Source organism: Hyphomonas sp. ske169 (assembly GCF_056850855.1).
In genome coordinates this window covers 2,577,962-2,595,164 of sequence record NZ_CP096146.1, presented here as the reverse complement: position 1 = coordinate 2,595,164, position 17,203 = coordinate 2,577,962, and the positions used below count along the sequence as shown (strand labels likewise).

The following is a 17,203-nucleotide window of genomic DNA, read 5'->3' as shown; positions in this document are numbered from 1 at the left end:
TGCGCTAATGTATGGATAAACCCGTAAAAGTGGAATAGGACCACGGTTGTGACCGCCCAAACCCATCCTTCTGAAACGCCCAGCTATGCTGATATTGTTGATCGCATGCAGTCTATGCTTGCCGATGACTTAAACGCGACAGAACGATTGCTGGTTGAGCGCGCGAAAAGCCCGGTTGATGTGATCCCAAATCTCTCGGGTTATATCGTGTCAGCTGGCGGCAAACGGCTCCGGCCGATGATTACGCTGATTGCCGCTCATGTTTGCGGCGGCACCAATCCAGGCACCCACGCCCTGGCGACAGCGGTTGAGTTCATTCACACGGCCACACTTCTGCATGATGATGTGGTTGACGATAGCGATCTGCGCCGGGGCAAAAAAGCCGCTAAGAATGTGTGGGGTAATAATGCATCCATTCTGGTCGGTGACTTCCTGTTTGCACGCGCGTTCACACTGATGGTCGAAACCGGCAATTTGGAAATCTTGCGGATCTTGTCCAACGCGTCGTCGGTGATCGCAGAGGGTGAAGTTCGCCAGCTGGCCGCTGCCAGCCGAACCGATCTACCGACTGAAGAATATCTAACCATTGTCGAAGCCAAAACCGCCGCGCTGTTTGAAGCGGCCGCGGAAGCTGGAGCATTGTCGGCAGGCCCTGATGGCGAGGGCCATGCAGCAGCGCTCGCCTCTTACGGTAAAAATCTCGGTCTCGCTTTTCAGATCGTTGATGACGCGCTCGATTATGGCGGCACCACATCCGTGATCGGCAAAGCGGTTGGCGACGATTTCCGAGAAGGCAAGTCGACCCTGCCTGTGATCATCGCCCGGCGTCGCGGCTCAGCTGAAGATCAAGCGTTTTGGGATCGCGCTTTGAATATCGAGACCCAAGACGAAAGCGATTTAGCGCACGCGATTCATCTCATTCGCTCAACTGGCGCCGCCGAAGCCACGGTCGCTGAAGCGCAAGCCTATGCGGATCTCGCTAAGGCTGCTCTGCGCACGTTGCCGGAAGGCGCTTGGCGCGATGCGCTCTCTGATTTGGCCGATTTCTGCGTTAGCCGCGTTCACTAATTAATTCGCACAGATTTACTTGCCTGAAACCTCCGAGGCTGAGACAGTACGGGCATGTGGCGTATTTTGACTCTTTCTGCTTCGTGTCTAGCCATCACCGCGTGCGCGTCGGTCAGCCGGTCCGTCAATCCGAGCTTGCTCGAACGCGCTGAAGCGGCCACCAAATTGCGCAGCGATATCGATACGCTCAGCACATTTGCTGTCGCGAAATATGCGGGCCTCACTGAAGATCCTCTGAAATCCGCACAAAATTATGCGCGCCTATTGAGCAGCGTCTCTGATGACCCTTGGGTTGCCGAACAGGCGATATTTTCGGTGATGCGTGTCGGCGAGGTCGAACGCGCGGTCAAACTCGCAAAGCGATTGCCTCAAGAGACGATCTTACAGACCGAACTCCCGCGGCTTTTGCTCGCAGTCGATGCGGTTAAGCGCGGAGATAATGATGATGCGTTCTCTTATCTCACAACGCCTTGGAGCAGCGTTTATCACGCCATGCTGGCCCGCAGCCTCGCCGCCTGGGCTTTGCTCGAAGAAGATCCCGACACCGCGATCAGCCTGCAAAGCCAAGCCGGTGGGACTGAAGGCCTTTATGCGCTGATCGGGCAAACGCTCCGCGCGATCATGAAAGCCAGCGTCGGTGATGAAGCCGGAGCGCGGGAAGACTTTGAATTCCTATGGTCTGTCGATGCGCGCCTCGCCATGGGCGTGGAAGCCGAGGCTCGACTATTGGCACTCGCAGGCGAAACAGACACCGCGCTGACACGGCTGAGCGTGTTCCGCGAGGAAGTTGGCCGCCATCCGGCCCTCCTAGCGCTCGCTGATGAGATCGAAGCCGGTACGGTTGCACCCTTCCCTGAATTCACCGCGGCACAAGGCACCGCGCTTTCATTCTATTTGGCAACCGCTCCACAATCCTCTCAGGCTTTAGGCGATGCACCGGCAGTGTATTTCGCCATGGCGGTTTATCTTGATCCAGATTTGCATGTCGCGAAAACGCTATGGGCGGACACGCTCGATAATGCTGACCGTCGGCCTGAAGCGATCGAAATTCTGCAATCGATCCCAGAAAGCTCGCTCCATCATACCAGCGCACAAGGCCAGCTGGCTTGGGCGCTGCGCCGCGAAGGCCAAGATATGGAGGCTCTGAAAGTCGCGCGGAAAACGCTGATCCAGACCGACAATCGCAATATCCGCATTCAGCTGGCTGATCTCCTCCAATCGCTCGGACGCGACGGTGAGGCAGAGGCGACATTCACGGAGGTCATCGACGCCGACGAAGCAGCGGGCCGCTATGATTGGCGCATCTATTTTGCGCGCGGCGGCGCCAGGGAACGGCTGGGCGAATGGCCACCGGCGGAAAATGATCTGAAAACCGCGATGACGCTGAACCCGGATGATCCAACCATTATGAATTATCTCGGCTATAGCTGGATTGATCGCGGGATAAATCTTCGAGACGGGCTCGACCTGATTGAACAAGCGCTCCGGCTAGCGCCGAACAATGGCGCTATAACCGACAGTTTGGGCTGGGCGCATTATAAAATGGGCAATTATGAGCGCGCGATTTTCTATCTCGAGCGCGCCGCATCCCTCGAGCCAGATCTGGCCGAAGTCTTAGACCATCTGGGCGATGCCTATTGGCAGGTCGGCCGGTTCAAAGAAGCAGGCTTCCAATGGGAACGCGCGTTGAAGTACGCCACCGATGACGAAGAAATTAGCCGTCTACGCAAGAAATTGGATGGCGGTATCGCGTTGCTACAAGCCGCCACCCAAGATCCGATCCCTGCTTATCCATGAGCCAGTTGCAAGACTTCGCGCCAGCTAAGGTCAATCTTTCGCTTCATGTCGGCCCACCAAAAGATAATGGACGACATGATCTGGTTTCGCTGGTCACGTTTTGCGACAGTGACGTCGCCGATATCCTGACTGCAGAACCGGCCAGCCATTTCAGCCTCGCCGTGGACGGCCGCTATGCGAAAGAGTCCGGACCCGCGAGAGACAATCTCGTTCTGCAAGCCGCGCGCGCCATGAATGATGCGCTCGACGGCAATGCCCCGCCGCTCGCTTTTCGGCTGAAGAAGAACCTCCCTTGCGCGGCAGGTATTGGCGGTGGCTCAGCCGATGCCGCGGCCGCTTTGCGTCTGATCATCCGCGCGCATGGCGGTGATCGCGTGCAAGCTTTGGCCGAGACGATTGCTCCGCTTTTGGGCGGAGACGTTTTAGCTTGCTTGATCAACCTACCAGGCTTCATGACCGGCGAAGGGGACGTGTTCGAGCCGGTCTTGAGTGTCCCCAAGCTCCCTGCTGTTCTGGTCAATCCTGGCATCGCCTGCCCAACCGGCCCAGTCTTTCGTGCCTATGACGAGACCGCGCCGAGTGAGATCCCAGAACATCCGCCTTTGCCTGATAATCGCACCGCGACGCGCGCGTTCCAAACTTGGCTCAACGAGAATACGCGCAACAGCCTGCAATCTCCGGCGATGAGCATGCACCCTGAGATCACTAAGACCCTTGCTGCGTTGCAGACGCTGCCGGGCATACGCACCCTCAGAATGAGCGGCTCTGGCGCCACCTGTTTTGCGCTCTTTGACAGTCTCGACATCGCCGCCGATGGCGCGAGAATGCTCAGCGCCCAACATCCCACCTGGTGGGTCAAGTCAACGCTGTTGGGCGGCGCCTGATGAGCGCGACTGTTTGGATTGTCCCAGCCGGATTTACCGCCATCAGTTTCGCCGCGGGATTGTTCGCCTGCGCGTTGATCAAACGGACCGGGATTGTCGACGCACCCGATGGTGCGCGCAAAACCCAATCTGGGCCCGTTCCAAGACTTGGCGGCGTGGCGATCCTTCTCGGCACGCTTATTGGGATGGCGCTAGGATTTGTCACTCTGATGGTCGGCTATGGCGCCGACCCAGTCGCCATTTTTTCTGAGCTGCTGGCGGATGTGTACCAAAGCAACGCTCCGCTCGGCCTGGCCCTTTGCTTTGTCGCCATCTGTTTCTTGATTGGGCTCTGGGACGATATCTGGACCGCCAATACAAAGCTTAAACTGATTACTCTAGCTCTCGCCGCGCTGATGGCAGCCGTCATGGGCTTGCGGGCCTCTGAACTCACGACGCCATTTGGAGATATCGAAACGCCGGCTGTGCTCATCGCGGGCAGCGCCGCTTGGCTGATCGTAATGGTCAATACTGCGAACTTTATGGATGGCTCAAACGGGCTGGCGGTTGGGAGCTTGGCCATCATGGGAACCGCTTTAGCCGCGACCGCGACCCTGGCTGGCGACTGGAGCCTGTCTATCTGGTGGTTCCCGGTGCTCGGTGCGATTGGGGCGTTTCTAATGCACAATTTGCGCGGAACGCTATATGCAGGCGATGCAGGCGCTTTGGGCTTGGGCGCTCTGTTTGCCGGGCTTGGATTGGCTTCTGGACTCAATGTTTGGACGATTGCCACCATCGCCCTGCCCTTTTTAGTCGATGTGCTGATGACCCTGATTTGGCGCGCCAAGCATGGCCGCAATTGGCTCGAAGCGCATCTCGATCACGCCTATCAGCGCTTGATTGCAAGCGGCTGGTCGCATTTGGAAACTGCCGTTCTTTATTGGGGCCTTGCCGCCACAACCGGCGCCATGGCCTAGATTGCGTCAGTCGCGGGCGGGGCTGCTCCATTTGCTGTGTTTTGGGGGCTTTGGATTGCTCTAAGCGTCCTCTGGATCCGGCACCGGCGAACCTCCCAATTGAGCGATCTCAGCGGATAGGGCCGCAGAACTGAGCTTTGCGGCCTGCAGGTTCGGGCGGCAGGTCCAAGCCACCGGCAACATCAAAATCACCAAAGCGCCGCCGACAATCGTCGCCTCAACCTGCCCGCGCCCGGTCATATTGGTGAGCCCCGCAAAGATAAAGAATAGCCCGCCCACTGTTCCAAGCAGGCCGAGAATGAACAAAGCGACCCGCCATGGTGCGGAATAGCCGTACTCAATCTCCAGCTCGGGATTGGCGCGCTCAAACACTTGTAGAATGGCTTGGATCAGCCCGAAGAATTCGTCGCGCGCGCCGCCATGATCGGTATATTCGATTTTGGTGGTGCCCGCTTCAGATTGCAGGTGCAGCCAGGCGCTTCTCGTGCCGCGATAACTCACCGTGTTCCAGCTCGCGCTGGTCACCTTAGCGAGGTTGAGCGCTGCCGATCCCCCTCGCCGCATCAGGTGATCATCTTTGATCGCCCAGATCTGTTCTTTGCGGACGGGCGCCGGTTTGAAGCTAAACTCTCGCATCGGCGCCCCGCAGATTACATGTTTGGATAAGCCGGACCGCCACCACCTTCAGGGGTGACCCAATTGATGTTTTGATTGGGGTCTTTGATGTCGCAAGTCTTACAATGGATGCAGTTTTGCGAGTTGATCTGGAAGCGTGGCGGCTGGCCGTCTTCTTCCACCCATTCATACACGCCCGCCGGGCAGTAACGCGCCGATGGCCCGTTAAAGATATCGAGCTCTGACGATTTTTGCAGGCCGAGATCGCCAACTTTCAAATGCTTTGGCTGGTCTTCGGCGTGATAGGTGTTGGTGAAGGACACATTGGTCAACTTGTCAAAGCTCAGCACGCCATCCGGTTTTGGATACTCGATCGGCTTACATTTGCTCGCGGGCTTGAGATATTCATGATCCGCTTTGCCATGCTTGAGCTGCGGAATGTAACCGAAGCCAACCAGATAACGCATCCACATGTCGGGCATCCCCAGCACCGCGCCGGGCATCGTGCCGAACCGGCCCATGAGCGGCTTCACATTGCGGACGCGGGCAAGGTCGGTCCAGACCCAGCTATCGCGCACCGCTTGATCATAGGTTGAGAGCTCGTCGCCCGAACGCTCGGCCCGGATCGCGCCAACTGCTTCTTCAGCCGCCAACATGCCGGTCTTCATCGCATTGTGCGTGCCTTTGATCCGCGGCAAGTTCACAAAGCCCGCCGAGCAACCGATCAACATCCCGCCGGGGAATGACAGTTTCGGGATCGACTGGATGCCGCCAGAAGTGATCGCGCGCGCGCCATAGGCTTCGCGTTTGCCGCCTTTGAGGAATTTCGAGATATCGTCGTGATGCTTGTAGCGCTGGAACTCATCATAGGGCGACAGATGCGGGTTTTTATAGTTTAGGTGCACCACATAGCCGACTGAGACATAGTTCTCGCCGCCTTCTGAGAAGTGGTAGAGGAAGCCGCCGCCCGAACCGTCTTTTTCTTTTACCGGCCAGCCAAATGTGTGTTGGACAAACCCCGATTTAAATTCCGGATGATCGGCTGGAACTTTCCAAACTTCTTTCAGGCCAATGCCGTATTTTTGCGGATCGCAATCGGCTTCGAGGTCATATTTGGCTTTGACTTCTTTGGTCAAGGAGCCGCGCGCGCCTTCGGCGAACATCACATATTTACCCAGCAGTTCCATGCCGGGCTCATAGTCTGGCTTGTGGCTGCCATCTTCGGCGATGCCCATGACGCCCGCGACGACGCCGCGGACTTCACCATTCTCGCCATAAACGACTTCAGAGGCCGCAAAGCCTGGGAAGACTTGCACTTCGAGTTCTTCGGCGCGTTCGCCGAGCCAGCGGCAGACATTCGCCAGCGAGCCAATATAGCAGCCATGATTGTGCATGAAGGGTGGGAAAGCGAAGGTTGGCATCGGCAAGGAGCCGTTTGGTCCGAGCAGTTTATAAGTATCGGCGCCAACTTCCGTGCGAATCGGACGATCATCGCGCGTACGCCAATCTGGGATCAACTCGTCGAGTGCCTTAGGATCGAGAACGAGGCCTGAGAGAATGTGGGCGCCAATCTCGCCGCCTTTTTCGAGGACAACGACTTCAAGTTCTTCGCCAGCTTCATTGGCCAATTGTTTGGCTCGGATCGCAGCCGCCAGACCAGCGGGCCCGCCGCCAACAATCACTAGGTCGAATTCCATAGATTCGCGTTCGCTCATCAATTCTCTCCTCACAAGCTGGCGGCCGGACTTGCGCGCCACCTAGGTATATTCCAGTATCTGAGCACCTCTTTAGCCAAAGTTTACAAGGTCTCAATGCCCCAAAATGCCTCTGCCGCAGCGTTAAAGGCGCTCACCGCATGGTGGGAGGAGATGGGTGTTGATGTCGATACGGGTGAAATTGCGCGTGCGACGCAGGCGAAAACCAGCGCCAATACTGGGCCTGCACCGTCTGAGCGCGAGACGGCGGCCGTATCTGAAGCGCCTGCGCCAGCCTCCGGGCGGCGCTCGCGGAAGTCTGGCAATAAATCGCTGCATGATTGGATCCAAGAAGCGGAATCACTCGCCGCGGGGGCTGATTCGATTGAAGCCCTAAAGGCCGCCATTGAAAGCTTTGATGGCTGCCCGCTGAAACAGCTCTGCGAGAAAACCGTCGTCTATGATGGCACAATTGGCGCGCCGGTTATGGTGCTCGGCGAAGGCCCGGGCGGTCAGGAAGACCGGCAAGGCTTGCCCTTTGTTGGCAAAGCCGGGCAGCTTCTCGACAAAATGCTGGCCGCTATCCAGCTAGACCGCAAGTCGAATACACTCATCTCAAACGTCAATTATTGGCGCCCGCCAGGCAATCGCAATCCCGAAGCCGACGAGCTTGCCGTCTGCCGCCCTTTTGTGAACCGCATGGTCGATCTCGCGCAGCCAAAAATCATCATCGCCACCGGCGGCGTGGCCGCGAAATCGCTGCTCAATTCAAAGACTGGCATCATGCGGCTGCGCGGCTCAGAGCGCCCGTTTGAAACGCCCGCCGGGACCAAAGCGCCGCTCATCCCGATGTTCCATCCCGCCTATTTGCTCCGCCGCCCGCAGGATAAGAGCCGCGCTTGGCGGGATCTTTTGCTCGTGCAAGCGCGCCTCAACGAAATGGGCGTATCGCCATAAATGCCCGCCCCACTTTCGATCATTATTCCAGCCTTAGATGCTGAAGCCGTTCTGCCGCTTTGCCTAAGCGCGTTGATGCCTGGACTGGAAGCAGGTCTGATCAGGGAAGTCATCCTGGTTGATGGCGGCAGCGAAGACCAAACGCGGCGCCTGGCGGAAGGTGCAGGCGCGAAGGTGACGTCTGCGCCACAAAAAGGCCGCGCCGCGCAAATGCGCCATGGGGTCGAGACCGCGCGGGGCGATTGGTTACTCTTCCTGCACGCGGACACCGCGCTGTCGCGAGATTGGGCCGAGCGCGCCAAAGCCCATATGTCTGAGCGCATCGATAAAGCCGCCGCGTTCACTTTGGCCTATCGATCGGATCATCCGATGGCGAAACGAGTGGCGCGGCGGGCCAATTGGCGGGCCCGGGCATTGGGCTTACCTTATGGCGATCAGGGCCTGCTCATCTCCCGCAAACTCTATCAGGAGATTGGCGGGTATCCCGAGACGACATTTATGGAGGACGTCCAAATCATTCGGGCAATTGGCAAGAAGCGCCTCTCAATTCTGTCGGCCGAAGCCCGCACCGATGCATCGAAATATGAGCGCGATGGCTGGCGCACACGCAGCTGGCGGAATGTCTATTTGGTCGCCCGCTATTGGCTAGGCGCGAATCCGGAAAAGCTCGCCAAATTGTATAAATAACCAATTCGGTCAAAGGTCACGCCATGACATTGGATGCAAACTGGGACGATGAATTAGAAGCCGGCTATATCTATTTGCCGGATCACCCCGGGGCTGGGACGCCAGGTTGCGTGAGCCGCTCAATTGATGTTTTCGCTCTAGATGAAAGTCTGCGCGGATTACAAATCATTCTCGATGTGGACGAGCATAACAGAGTTATCGGAATAGAAGTGGTTCGATGAAACGCCCACACATACTGATCTTCGCCAAACCACCGCGGATTGGGCTTGCGAAAACGCGCTTGGCCAAAGACCTCGGTTCACCGGTCACGGCGCGTCGAATCGCAACCGCATTGCAAGCCAAAACCCTGCGTGCTGCCTTGCAAGGGCCTTGGAACACCGTGCTCTACACCGCACCGGATAAAGAGCTCGACAATTCCTTAGGCGGGATTTGGCCGGTCCATCTTGAGCGCCGCAGCCAAGGGCCAGGCAATCTTGGTGACCGATTGAGCAAAGGCCTGCGCGAAGCCCCGGCCGGTCCGGTCCTGTTCATTGGCAGCGACGCCCCAGACATTTCGGCCGCCCTGCTGCGCCAAGCGATCCGGCAGCTTAGCCGCCATGACGCGGTGTTCGGCCCCGCTCAAGATGGCGGATTTTGGCTCTTCGGGATCAACAAGTCGGCCCGCACGAAAAGCCCGTTTTACGACGTCCGCTGGTCGGGCCCACACGCAATGGAAGACGTCTGGGCCAATTTGCCCACGGATGCATCAATCGCCCTGCTCCCGCAATTGATCGATATTGACGACTCGAAAGACTGGGCCATTTGGCAAGGCCGCCATGAAGCAGAGGTCGATGCGCATGCGGAAGCACAGACCCAAACAGCAGACGCGAATAAAAAACCTGGCTTGTTTGCGCGCTTATTCGGTCGCGGCTGACAGCTCACCGCACCAATTCGGTTTTTTGGTCAGCGCACGCCGTCCGCGGTGCGGCCAAGGGCCCAGATGACCCGCAGCGATTCCGGCTTCGCCGACATCTTGCCCGTTCGCGGACAGCGTTATGACCTCTCGCTTATACCGATCTGGGCCCGAATTGCTGGTGATGACCAATTCAGCATCGCGGGTCAGCTCAACCATGAAGGCTTTCGCGTCAAAGCCCAGCTCGCGCTCAAACTCGCATTTCGCCCCGCCTCGAGCACCAACGCCGCCCGTCTCCGGTGCATCGACATTGGCCAATCGGAACTTCACACCATCAATCCGGCCGCTATCCCCGTCCGACCAATAGATTGAACTCTCCGATGTCGCTATGATTTGATTAGCAACAGAGTCCGAACAGGCCGCGAGCGGCACGAGCAAAAGTAGTAACGCAGTTTTCACACGCTCCGATTGAAGTGATTCGGATCGATTTTGGACCGCTCTCGTCTTTTCGGGAGACCTTTACGGAAAAACCGAATAGTCACCGGCTATGGCACATTTGCTCATCGTCTATCACACGCGCACCCAAGGCACCCGGCAAATGGCGGAGGCAGCCTATCAAGCCGCAAAAGACGAAATCGAAACCCGCCTGCAACGCGCGGAAGATACCTCGCCTGAGGATTTGCTTGCGGCGGACGGGTATCTGTTTGCTGCACCAGAAAATCTCGCCGCCCTATCCGGTGAAATGAAAGCCTTTTTTGACCGGTGCTATTATCCGGTGCTCGGGAAGCTCGAAGGCCGGCCCTATGCACAAATGATCTGTGCCGGGTCGGATGGCGAGAACGCGGCGCGCCAAACCGCCCGGATCGCCACGGGTTGGCGGCTCAAACAAGTGCAGGCGCCCTTGATCATCTGCACCCATGCCCAAACCGAAGCCGAAATTCTTGCGCGAAAGCACATTCCTGAGACCGATCTTGAACGCTGTCGCGAACTGGGAACAGCGCTGGGTGCCGGCCTCGCAATGGGCGTTTTTTAGATCCGCGCTATTTCTTTCCACCCGGCGGCATCGCGCTGACAAAGGCGAAGCCCTCTTCGAGCAGTTGAGTGACGAAGCCATCCGCCGCCAGCATCTCATCGGTCAGGCAAACATAATCGCGCATGGTCGCGCCATAGGACTTAAATGGCCCGGCACCATATTCCTCCAAAAGCTCGGCCTGTCGGGGTTTAGGCAAGCGAATGCCGAGCTGATCGTCTTTATTGATCTGTGAGAACATATGCCCATTGGCGGACGTGTAGGGATTAGCCTTGCCTTTGCGCTCAATCTGGTCCGACGCGGCGATCGCGTTTTCGAACAAAGCAATGAGATCTGCTCGGGTCATCTCCAGGTTCCTGATTACCTCACGGGCTAACCCGCGACGCGATTATCAGGCACGAATTCAATTCCGGCGTCAAACTCAGATTGCCAAACCACACGGGCAAACCGGGCCAATCCGATACGCGACGCTTTAATGCGCACCACTTTTGGGAGCGTGCCGCGGCTCCGAAACCGAATCCGCGCACCGGTTTTGGAAATATCGACAATCACGCCCTCGCGTACCTCACCGCCCCGCGTCTCGATGGCGCAGACACACCAAACGCCTTTGCGAGGTCCGCGTCGATTATTGACACTGGGACGCACAACAGGGACCGGGCGCGCCGATCCGCTCACGGCCCGTTCAATGTTGATTTTGTTTTTCGACTTTGACGAAAACATTGCGCAAATCTCAGTTACTCCAACAGAATAGCCGAAATCGCGTTAAAGTTGAATTACCTATAAATGAGGTACTGCAGTTGAAAGGTTTGTCAGTACCGGAGACCACTCGGGACCAATCGCGGTGTCACTCTACCGACCGACCAATCGGCCCACTATAAGCCCGTTCGACTTTGGCGACCCGCAGCTCATAGTGCGAATACCATCTGTCGATCCCGTTTTTCTGCGCGAGCAAATGCTGGGTCTGTTGTTTCCAGGCGAGAATGCTCTCTTCATCGCTCCAATAAGAAACGGTGATGCCGAGCTTGTCTGCGCCTCTTGTGGTTTCGATGCCCAGATATCCGGGCTGTTGTTCTGCGAGTTCGACCAGAGCCCGCCCCATGGCGTCATACCCTTCGTCATTTTCGCCAAGTGTGCTCGTGAAAATCACGGCGTAATAAGGGGGGTCTGGTGTTTTTGAAAAACCGTCCATGGTGGCAACTGCTCGTTTCTTAAACATGAGTGCATTGGGCTTTAGGTCGGTTCGACCCAGTCCCAGCGCGATACACTCATAGATTCTCCCAATGATGCCACCCGTTTCTTGCGATTTTCGGCAAGTGAGCTGATCGGGCTTAACCGCACCCGCTGCCCGCGGCGACCAGTCCCAAAAGAAAAGAGCTCCCAGATTCACTCTGGGAGCTCTTAATTTTTTCGATGAAGGGTGGGGAATTAACCCGACTTCATCTCATCAAACGGAATGTCCTTATCGACCCGCACATCTTGCGGCAGGCCAAGCACACGCTCTGCAATGATGTTCTTCAAAATCTCATCGGTGCCGCCCGCAATACGTAGGCCTGGTGCCCACATGAAGCTCTGCTGGAACAGTCCATCGGCGGGCATCTCATCGCCCGTCATCAGACCATAATGATCCTGCATTTCGATTGCTGAGTTACAGATATCCTGCAGCTGATTGGCGGTGATGATTTTACCGATCGAGTTTTCAGGTCCCGGCGTTTGGCCCTTAGAGAGTGCCGTTTGAGTGCGCAGCTTAGTCAGCTTATAGCCTTGCGCGGCGACATACCAATCGGCGAGATTATCGCGGAAGGCCGCATCGCTCATGGTCCCGGCGTCCTTGGCGTAGGACATGATCTCAGACCAATCTGGACCCGGCGATCCGCCAACTGCGAGCCGCTCATTCATCAGCGTCACAATCGCAACTTTCCAGCCTTGGCCAACTTCACCGAGCCGGTCGCTGTCTGGGATGCGAACATCAGTGAAATAGACCTCGTTAAACTCACGGCCACCTGAGGCTTGGTGGATTGGGCGGGCTTCGACGCCCTGCTGCTTCATGTCCACAATGAACATGGTCAGGCCCTTATGTTTGGCCGCTTTCGGATCGGTGCGGACGAGCAGGATGCCGTAATCAGAATAGTGCGCGCCTGAAGTCCAGACTTTCTGACCATTGATCACCCATTCATCGCCATCTTTGACGGCGCGAGTTTTGAGGCCCGCCACATCCGACCCAGCAGACGGTTCTGAGAAGAGCTGACACCAGATTTCTTCACCCAAGAGCGCCTTCTGGACGTAGCGCTTTTTATGCGCGTCAGAGCCAAATGCGATGACGGTGGGGATGCACATGCCAAGACCGATCGTAAACGGTCCAGTGGGCGCATCGAACTTGCCTTCTTCTTGGCCCCAAATCACTTGCTGCATCGGCGTCCCGCCGCGCCCGCCCATTTCCTTGGGCCAAGTGATTTTGGCATAGCCTTCCTTGGCCTTGGTCGCTTGCCAGATCTTGGCTTGTTTCATGAACTCTTCGCCCGAGACGCGTTGGCGGAGGGGTTTAGCGCCTTTTGGTTCGAGGTGTTTTTCGAGGAAGCTGCGGGCTTCTGCGCGGAATTCGGCTTCTTCAGCTGTATCGTTGAAATCCATCTGTCTTCTCCGTTCCTAAGCCGCGTTCTTCAATTCGAGCGCGCGGACCAATTTCTCTTTCCAAACTTTCGGGGCGCCAGCTTGCACCGCGAGCAATTTCGCTCTGCGATAGAACAAGTGGCAATCGACTTCCCACGTAAAACCCATACCGCCATGAGTTTGGATATTCTCTTTTGACGCAAACCAGTAGGCTTCACTGGCCGCTAAACGCGCGGCCGCCGCGGCCTCTGGCAGCTCTGCGGCATCCGTCGAGAGCGCCCAAGCGCCATAATAGCAGTTCGAGCGTGCGACTTCGTTTTTGACATACATGTCAGCGAGCTTGTGCTTGATCGCCTGATTGCCGCCAATCGGGCGGCCAAAGGCATAACGCTCTTTGGCATACTCAGTGGCCATTTCGAGACAGCGCGTCGCGCCGCCCAGCTGTTCAAAGGCGAGCAAGACCGCAGCCCGGTTCATGATCGCATCATGCAGCTCAGCGCCAGCGCCTGCTTCACCAAGGCGTTCGCCGGCCGCACCGTCAAACTTGATCTCAGCATGGCTGCGGGTTGGCTCGAGGGTCTTGACCGGCGTCCGCGTGACGCCGTCGCCATTCAGGTCGACGAGCACCAGGCTGGCGCCGCTGCCTTCTTTGGCCAGAACAATCGCATGGGTTGCGATATCGCCGTCTGTGACTGGAATTTTGGTGCCCGACACTTTGCTGCCGTCAAAGGTGACCGAGAGCTTGGACGCATCTGGGTTACCTGGGCCTTCGCTTGCGGCGTAGCAGCCAATGACATCGCCGCTGGCCACACCCGGCAGCACCGCGCCTTTTTGCGTTTCGCTGCCCGCAATCATCAGGCCTTCGGCGAAGAAATAGACCGTGCTCGCGAAGGGAACCGGCGCCAATGCGCGGCCCATTTCTTCAGCGAGGACGCAAAGTTCAAGCGATCCGAGGCCCAGCCCGCCATGCTCTTCTGGGATCGCTGTGCCGAGCCAGCCCATTTCCTTCACTTTGGTCCAAACCCCATCATGATGCGATTTATCATCATCATTCAGAACCTCGCGCACATGCTGCGTGGTGCATTCCCCGTCGAGGAACTTGCGCGCCTCATTGCCGAGGAATTTTTGATCATCGGAGAAGTCAAAATTCATGGCCCACCGGCCTCCCTGTCACTTTCTATGGCATCAACAATAGCGCGGTTGACGTGCACGGAAACCCGTGACGCCACGGTAGGCTCTACCAGGGGAAAACGGGCGAAACCGGCCCGGTCACAGGAACGTAAGATTGCATGCCGCGACAAGATAGCTAAATGAGGTTGGATACAGCCAGAAAGGGCCCACCATGCGCACAGAAACGCCGGTTCAAATCAAACTCGCAGACTATGCACCGTATCCGTTTGCGATTGATCAGGTCGAGATGCATTTCGATCTCGAACCGGGCGCGACGAAGGTACGGACCAAGATGCAAGTCCGGCGTCTCGGCGCAGGTGACCTTGTCCTTGATGGCGTGCAAGTAAAATTGGACTCGATTGCGCTTGATGGAGCAGAGCTCGCCGCAGACGTCTATCAGATCAGCGAAGAAACTCTGACGCTGAAAGACGCGCCTGATACGTTCACGCTTGAAACCCTGGTCACAATTGATCCATCCGCAAACACGGCCCTCTCAGGCCTCTACATTTCCGGTGGCCGGTTTTGCTCACAATGTGAGAGTATCGGCTTCCGTCGGATCACTTATTGGCCCGACCGTCCGGACGTGATGAGCCGCTTTAAAGTGCGGATTGAGGGCGACAAGGCCGCCTATCCGATCTTGCTTTCAAACGGGACGCTCGGCGACACCGGAGACCTTGAAGGCGGGCGCCACTTTGCCGAATGGGATGATCCCCACCTCAAGCCATCTTACCTCTTCGCGCTCTGTGCTGGCGACTATGATGTCTATCGCGACAGCTACACCACCATGAATGGCGCGGCGGTGGAGCTTGCTGTGCATGTCGACAAGGGCGATGGCGACCAAGCCGCTTGGGCGATGGAAAGCCTCAAAGCCTCGATGAAATGGGACGAAGACGTGTTTGCCCGCGAATATGATCTCGGTGTGTTTAACATTGTCGCTGTGCGCGATTTCAATTTCGGTGCGATGGAGAATAAGGGCCTCAATATCTTCAACTCGGCCTATGTGCTTGCCGATGAAGCGACCGCTACAGATGCGGATTTTGAAGCGATAGAGAGCATTGTCGGCCACGAATATTTCCACAATTGGACCGGCAATCGGATCACCTGCCGCGACTGGTTCCAGCTCTGTCTGAAAGAAGGCCTGACCGTCTTCCGCGACCAAGAGTTCAGCGCCGATATGCGCTCACGCCCGGTCCAACGCATTAAAGACGTGATCCGCCTGCGCGCGCGTCAGTTCGCCGAAGATGCCGGCCCGCTCGCGCACCAAGTTCGCCCCGACAGCTATGCCAGCATCGACAATCTCTACACCGCCACTGTCTATGAAAAAGGCGCTGAGCTGATCCGCATGCTGAAAACGCTGATCGGCGATGAGGCTTTCGCGAAAGGCATGCAAATCTATTTCGATCGCCATGATGGCGAAGCGACCACGATTGAGCATTTCTATGCCTGTTTCGAAGAGGCGAGCGGCGAGGATCTGACAAATTTCCGTCGCTGGTACAGCCAACCCGGGACCCCAACCCTCACCGCGAGCGAGATTTGGGACGAAGACCGTAACGTGCTCACGGTAATGCTGACCCAATCCAATCCAAAGACCCCTGGCAATGAAACGCCAGCGCCCCTGCCAATGCCGCTGCGCGCAGCGGCTTTCGCCCCCGACGGCAAAGTCCTGGATGACATCACTTTGCTGATTGAAAACGAAGAAACGGTTTGGCGGATCACCTGTGACACCGGACGCCCGTATGTGTCACTCAATCGCGGCTTCTCCGCGCCGATCCGGCTGGACCACCAAATCGATGATGCCCATCGTCTCGAGCTGGCCCGTTTGGACAATGATCCGTTTAACCAATGGGATGCCCTACAGGCCTTGGTGAAGAAGGATATTCTCGCGCTCGCCTATGGCCAGGCGACGGCGCCTGACACGCACATCATCACCGCCATCGCGGACGCCGTGCGCGCCAATATGGATGACGCGGCTTTCGCTGCTTTGCTCACCCGCTTGCCAGATGTCGGCGAGCTGTTCCAAGAGCACACCCCGGCCAATCCGAGCGCGCTCGCAGATGCGCGCAAAACAGTGCAGCAAGCACTCGCCACCGCTCTGTCCGCAGATGCCGAGACTTATCTTGCGAAAGCCAGCCCCGAACCGTTCCGTCCTGATGCCGAACAATCCGGCGCCCGCGCCCTGCGCAGCGCTTTTATCGGCTTGCTGGCGGCTCTGGGCGGGTCATCAGACACCGCACTGAAGACGCTGTTCGATGCGGCTGGAAACATGACCGAGAGCCTCTCAACGCTGCGCGCGCTCTGTGTCGCAGCTGGCGAAAGCAAACAAACGGCCTTGAGCGCGTTTGAAACCAAATGGGCCAGCAATGAGCTGGTGATGGACAAATGGTTTGCCGTCCAAGCCAGCACGGGCGCCGTGGCGGACATTGCGACTTTGATCAAACATCCAAAATTCGATCTCGGAAACCCGAACCGAGTGCGGTCTGTCATTGCAGTGTTTGCGATGCAAAACCTCGCCGAGTTCCACGCGGCTGACGGATCTGGTTACGATCTTGTAGCTGACATCATCAAAGCGGCGGACCCGAAAAACCCAGCTTTGGCCGCCCGTTTGCTCACCGCGTTTGAACAGTGGCGGTCGCTTGAACCAAAGGCAAAATCGGCGGCCGAACGCACGCTAAAAGCCTTGCAAGCTGGCGATCTGTCTAAGAATGCGACTGACATTATCAACCGCACACTGAGCTAATCTGCTGCCGAATCCCAGAATCGTGCCATTGGTTAACCAAACCTGAACTTTCTGAACCGTAACGAAAGCTTAAGGGATGAAAACGTGCCTCAATAGGTGCGAGCGGAAA

At 57.2% G+C, this 17,203-nt stretch carries 18 protein-coding genes; 10 read left to right on the top strand and 8 right to left on the bottom strand.

The genetic code is table 11. The features are described from left to right. Positions 1-105 precede the first annotated feature (105 nt). From MY069_RS12560 to MY069_RS12545, 4 genes are read left to right on the top strand one after another with little or no spacing between them, the layout of a single operon-like run. Entirely contained in the window at positions 106-1,068 is a 963-nt protein-coding gene (locus MY069_RS12560) for a polyprenyl synthetase family protein (protein ID WP_482796706.1), read from the top strand. 54 nt (positions 1,069-1,122) lie between these two features. After that, the gene (locus MY069_RS12555; RefSeq protein WP_482794130.1) at positions 1,123-2,865 is read left to right on the top strand and encodes a tetratricopeptide repeat protein; all 1,743 of its coding nucleotides are present in this window, start codon (positions 1,123-1,125) and stop codon (positions 2,863-2,865) included. Next, positions 2,862-3,749 carry a 4-(cytidine 5'-diphospho)-2-C-methyl-D-erythritol kinase gene (locus tag MY069_RS12550; RefSeq protein WP_482794129.1) on the top strand — a complete coding sequence of 296 codons (888 nt, stop codon included), beginning with the start codon at positions 2,862-2,864 and terminating at the stop codon, positions 3,747-3,749. Before MY069_RS12555 ends, MY069_RS12550 begins: the two co-directional genes overlap by 4 nt. Then, the gene (locus MY069_RS12545; protein ID WP_482794128.1) at positions 3,749-4,705 is read left to right on the top strand and encodes a glycosyltransferase family 4 protein; all 957 of its coding nucleotides are present in this window, start codon (positions 3,749-3,751) and stop codon (positions 4,703-4,705) included. Before MY069_RS12550 ends, MY069_RS12545 begins: the two co-directional genes overlap by 1 nt. A gap of 60 nt (positions 4,706-4,765) precedes the next feature. On the opposite strand, the gene MY069_RS12540 is transcribed toward MY069_RS12545, so the two are convergent. Continuing rightward, positions 4,766-5,341: a hypothetical protein gene (locus tag MY069_RS12540; protein ID WP_482794127.1), complete on the bottom strand. Its 576-nt coding sequence runs from the start codon at positions 5,339-5,341 to the stop codon at positions 4,766-4,768. Positions 5,342-5,355: 14 nt separating this feature from the next. Next, entirely contained in the window at positions 5,356-7,035 is a 1,680-nt protein-coding gene (locus MY069_RS12535; RefSeq protein WP_482794126.1) for an electron transfer flavoprotein-ubiquinone oxidoreductase, read from the bottom strand. 96 nt (positions 7,036-7,131) lie between these two features. On the opposite strand from MY069_RS12535, the gene MY069_RS12530 reads away from it, so the two are divergent. Genes MY069_RS12530 through MY069_RS12515 form a run of 4 tightly spaced genes read left to right on the top strand, consistent with a single transcriptional unit; the run spans position 7,132 to position 9,571 of the window. Beyond that, positions 7,132-7,971 carry a uracil-DNA glycosylase gene (locus MY069_RS12530; protein ID WP_482794125.1) on the top strand — a complete coding sequence of 280 codons (840 nt, stop codon included), beginning with the start codon at positions 7,132-7,134 and terminating at the stop codon, positions 7,969-7,971. After that, the gene (locus MY069_RS12525; protein WP_482794124.1) at positions 7,972-8,658 is read left to right on the top strand and encodes a TIGR04283 family arsenosugar biosynthesis glycosyltransferase; all 687 of its coding nucleotides are present in this window, start codon (positions 7,972-7,974) and stop codon (positions 8,656-8,658) included. It begins immediately after the preceding gene. A 23-nt stretch (positions 8,659-8,681) separates the two neighbouring features. Further along, complete coding sequence (locus MY069_RS12520) at positions 8,682-8,879, top strand: DUF2283 domain-containing protein (protein WP_482794123.1); 198 nt, start codon at positions 8,682-8,684, stop codon at positions 8,877-8,879. Then, on the top strand, positions 8,876-9,571 hold the full coding sequence (locus MY069_RS12515) for a TIGR04282 family arsenosugar biosynthesis glycosyltransferase (RefSeq protein WP_482794122.1): 696 nt from the start codon (positions 8,876-8,878) through the stop codon (positions 9,569-9,571). Before MY069_RS12520 ends, MY069_RS12515 begins: the two co-directional genes overlap by 4 nt. Here the strand turns inward: MY069_RS12515 and MY069_RS12510 are convergent. Beyond that, positions 9,554-10,009 (bottom strand): thermonuclease family protein, encoded by a 456-nt coding sequence (locus MY069_RS12510; protein WP_482794121.1) that lies wholly within the window; start codon positions 10,007-10,009, stop codon positions 9,554-9,556. The genes MY069_RS12515 and MY069_RS12510 overlap by 18 nt on opposite strands. A gap of 88 nt (positions 10,010-10,097) precedes the next feature. Here MY069_RS12510 and MY069_RS12505 point away from each other — a divergent pair, with 88 nt between their 5' ends. Beyond that, positions 10,098-10,583 (top strand): flavodoxin family protein, encoded by a 486-nt coding sequence (locus MY069_RS12505; protein WP_482794120.1) that lies wholly within the window; start codon positions 10,098-10,100, stop codon positions 10,581-10,583. A 7-nt stretch (positions 10,584-10,590) separates the two neighbouring features. Here MY069_RS12505 and MY069_RS12500 read toward each other — a convergent pair whose 3' ends face one another. The 5 genes from MY069_RS12500 to MY069_RS12480 form a co-directional block, all read right to left on the bottom strand. Then, positions 10,591-10,926, bottom strand: coding sequence for a hypothetical protein (locus tag MY069_RS12500; RefSeq protein WP_482794119.1), 336 nt, complete (start codon positions 10,924-10,926; stop codon positions 10,591-10,593). Between the two features lie 26 nt (positions 10,927-10,952). Next, positions 10,953-11,300: a PilZ domain-containing protein gene (locus MY069_RS12495; RefSeq protein WP_482794118.1), complete on the bottom strand. Its 348-nt coding sequence runs from the start codon at positions 11,298-11,300 to the stop codon at positions 10,953-10,955. A gap of 124 nt (positions 11,301-11,424) precedes the next feature. Continuing rightward, the gene (locus MY069_RS12490; protein WP_482796705.1) at positions 11,425-11,769 is read right to left on the bottom strand and encodes an antibiotic biosynthesis monooxygenase family protein; all 345 of its coding nucleotides are present in this window, start codon (positions 11,767-11,769) and stop codon (positions 11,425-11,427) included. Positions 11,770-12,005: 236 nt separating this feature from the next. Continuing rightward, positions 12,006-13,208 (bottom strand): acyl-CoA dehydrogenase family protein, encoded by a 1,203-nt coding sequence (locus MY069_RS12485; protein WP_482794117.1) that lies wholly within the window; start codon positions 13,206-13,208, stop codon positions 12,006-12,008. Between the two features lie 15 nt (positions 13,209-13,223). After that, positions 13,224-14,339, bottom strand: coding sequence for an acyl-CoA dehydrogenase family protein (locus MY069_RS12480; protein WP_482794116.1), 1,116 nt, complete (start codon positions 14,337-14,339; stop codon positions 13,224-13,226). A 190-nt stretch (positions 14,340-14,529) separates the two neighbouring features. Here MY069_RS12480 and pepN point away from each other — a divergent pair, with 190 nt between their 5' ends. Beyond that, complete coding sequence (pepN, locus tag MY069_RS12475; RefSeq protein ID WP_482794115.1) at positions 14,530-17,094, top strand: aminopeptidase N; 2,565 nt, start codon at positions 14,530-14,532, stop codon at positions 17,092-17,094. The last annotated feature ends 109 nt before the right edge of the window (positions 17,095-17,203 follow it).

Bases quoted from the DNA above. Each gene is read 5' to 3' on its own strand.
- MY069_RS12505 (WP_482794120.1), top strand. From the start codon at position 10,098: ATGGCACATTTGCTCATCGTCTATCACACGCGCACCCAAGGCACCCGG.
- MY069_RS12515 (WP_482794122.1), top strand. From the start codon at position 8,876: ATGAAACGCCCACACATACTGATCTTCGCCAAACCACCGCGGATTGGG.
- MY069_RS12520 (WP_482794123.1), top strand. From the start codon at position 8,682: ATGACATTGGATGCAAACTGGGACGATGAATTAGAAGCCGGCTATATC.
- pepN (WP_482794115.1), top strand. From the start codon at position 14,530: ATGCGCACAGAAACGCCGGTTCAAATCAAACTCGCAGACTATGCACCG.
- MY069_RS12485 (WP_482794117.1), bottom strand. From the start codon at position 13,208: ATGGATTTCAACGATACAGCTGAAGAAGCCGAATTCCGCGCAGAAGCC.
- MY069_RS12500 (WP_482794119.1), bottom strand. From the start codon at position 10,926: ATGACCCGAGCAGATCTCATTGCTTTGTTCGAAAACGCGATCGCCGCG.
- MY069_RS12555 (WP_482794130.1), top strand. From the start codon at position 1,123: ATGTGGCGTATTTTGACTCTTTCTGCTTCGTGTCTAGCCATCACCGCG.
- MY069_RS12495 (WP_482794118.1), bottom strand. From the start codon at position 11,300: ATGTTTTCGTCAAAGTCGAAAAACAAAATCAACATTGAACGGGCCGTG.
- MY069_RS12550 (WP_482794129.1), top strand. From the start codon at position 2,862: ATGAGCCAGTTGCAAGACTTCGCGCCAGCTAAGGTCAATCTTTCGCTT.
- MY069_RS12545 (WP_482794128.1), top strand. From the start codon at position 3,749: ATGAGCGCGACTGTTTGGATTGTCCCAGCCGGATTTACCGCCATCAGT.
- MY069_RS12525 (WP_482794124.1), top strand. From the start codon at position 7,972: ATGCCCGCCCCACTTTCGATCATTATTCCAGCCTTAGATGCTGAAGCC.
- MY069_RS12540 (WP_482794127.1), bottom strand. From the start codon at position 5,341: ATGCGAGAGTTTAGCTTCAAACCGGCGCCCGTCCGCAAAGAACAGATC.
- MY069_RS12535 (WP_482794126.1), bottom strand. From the start codon at position 7,035: ATGAGCGAACGCGAATCTATGGAATTCGACCTAGTGATTGTTGGCGGC.
- MY069_RS12560 (WP_482796706.1), top strand. From the start codon at position 106: ATGCAGTCTATGCTTGCCGATGACTTAAACGCGACAGAACGATTGCTG.
- MY069_RS12530 (WP_482794125.1), top strand. From the start codon at position 7,132: ATGCCCCAAAATGCCTCTGCCGCAGCGTTAAAGGCGCTCACCGCATGG.
- MY069_RS12480 (WP_482794116.1), bottom strand. From the start codon at position 14,339: ATGAATTTTGACTTCTCCGATGATCAAAAATTCCTCGGCAATGAGGCG.
- MY069_RS12490 (WP_482796705.1), bottom strand. From the start codon at position 11,769: ATGGACGGTTTTTCAAAAACACCAGACCCCCCTTATTACGCCGTGATT.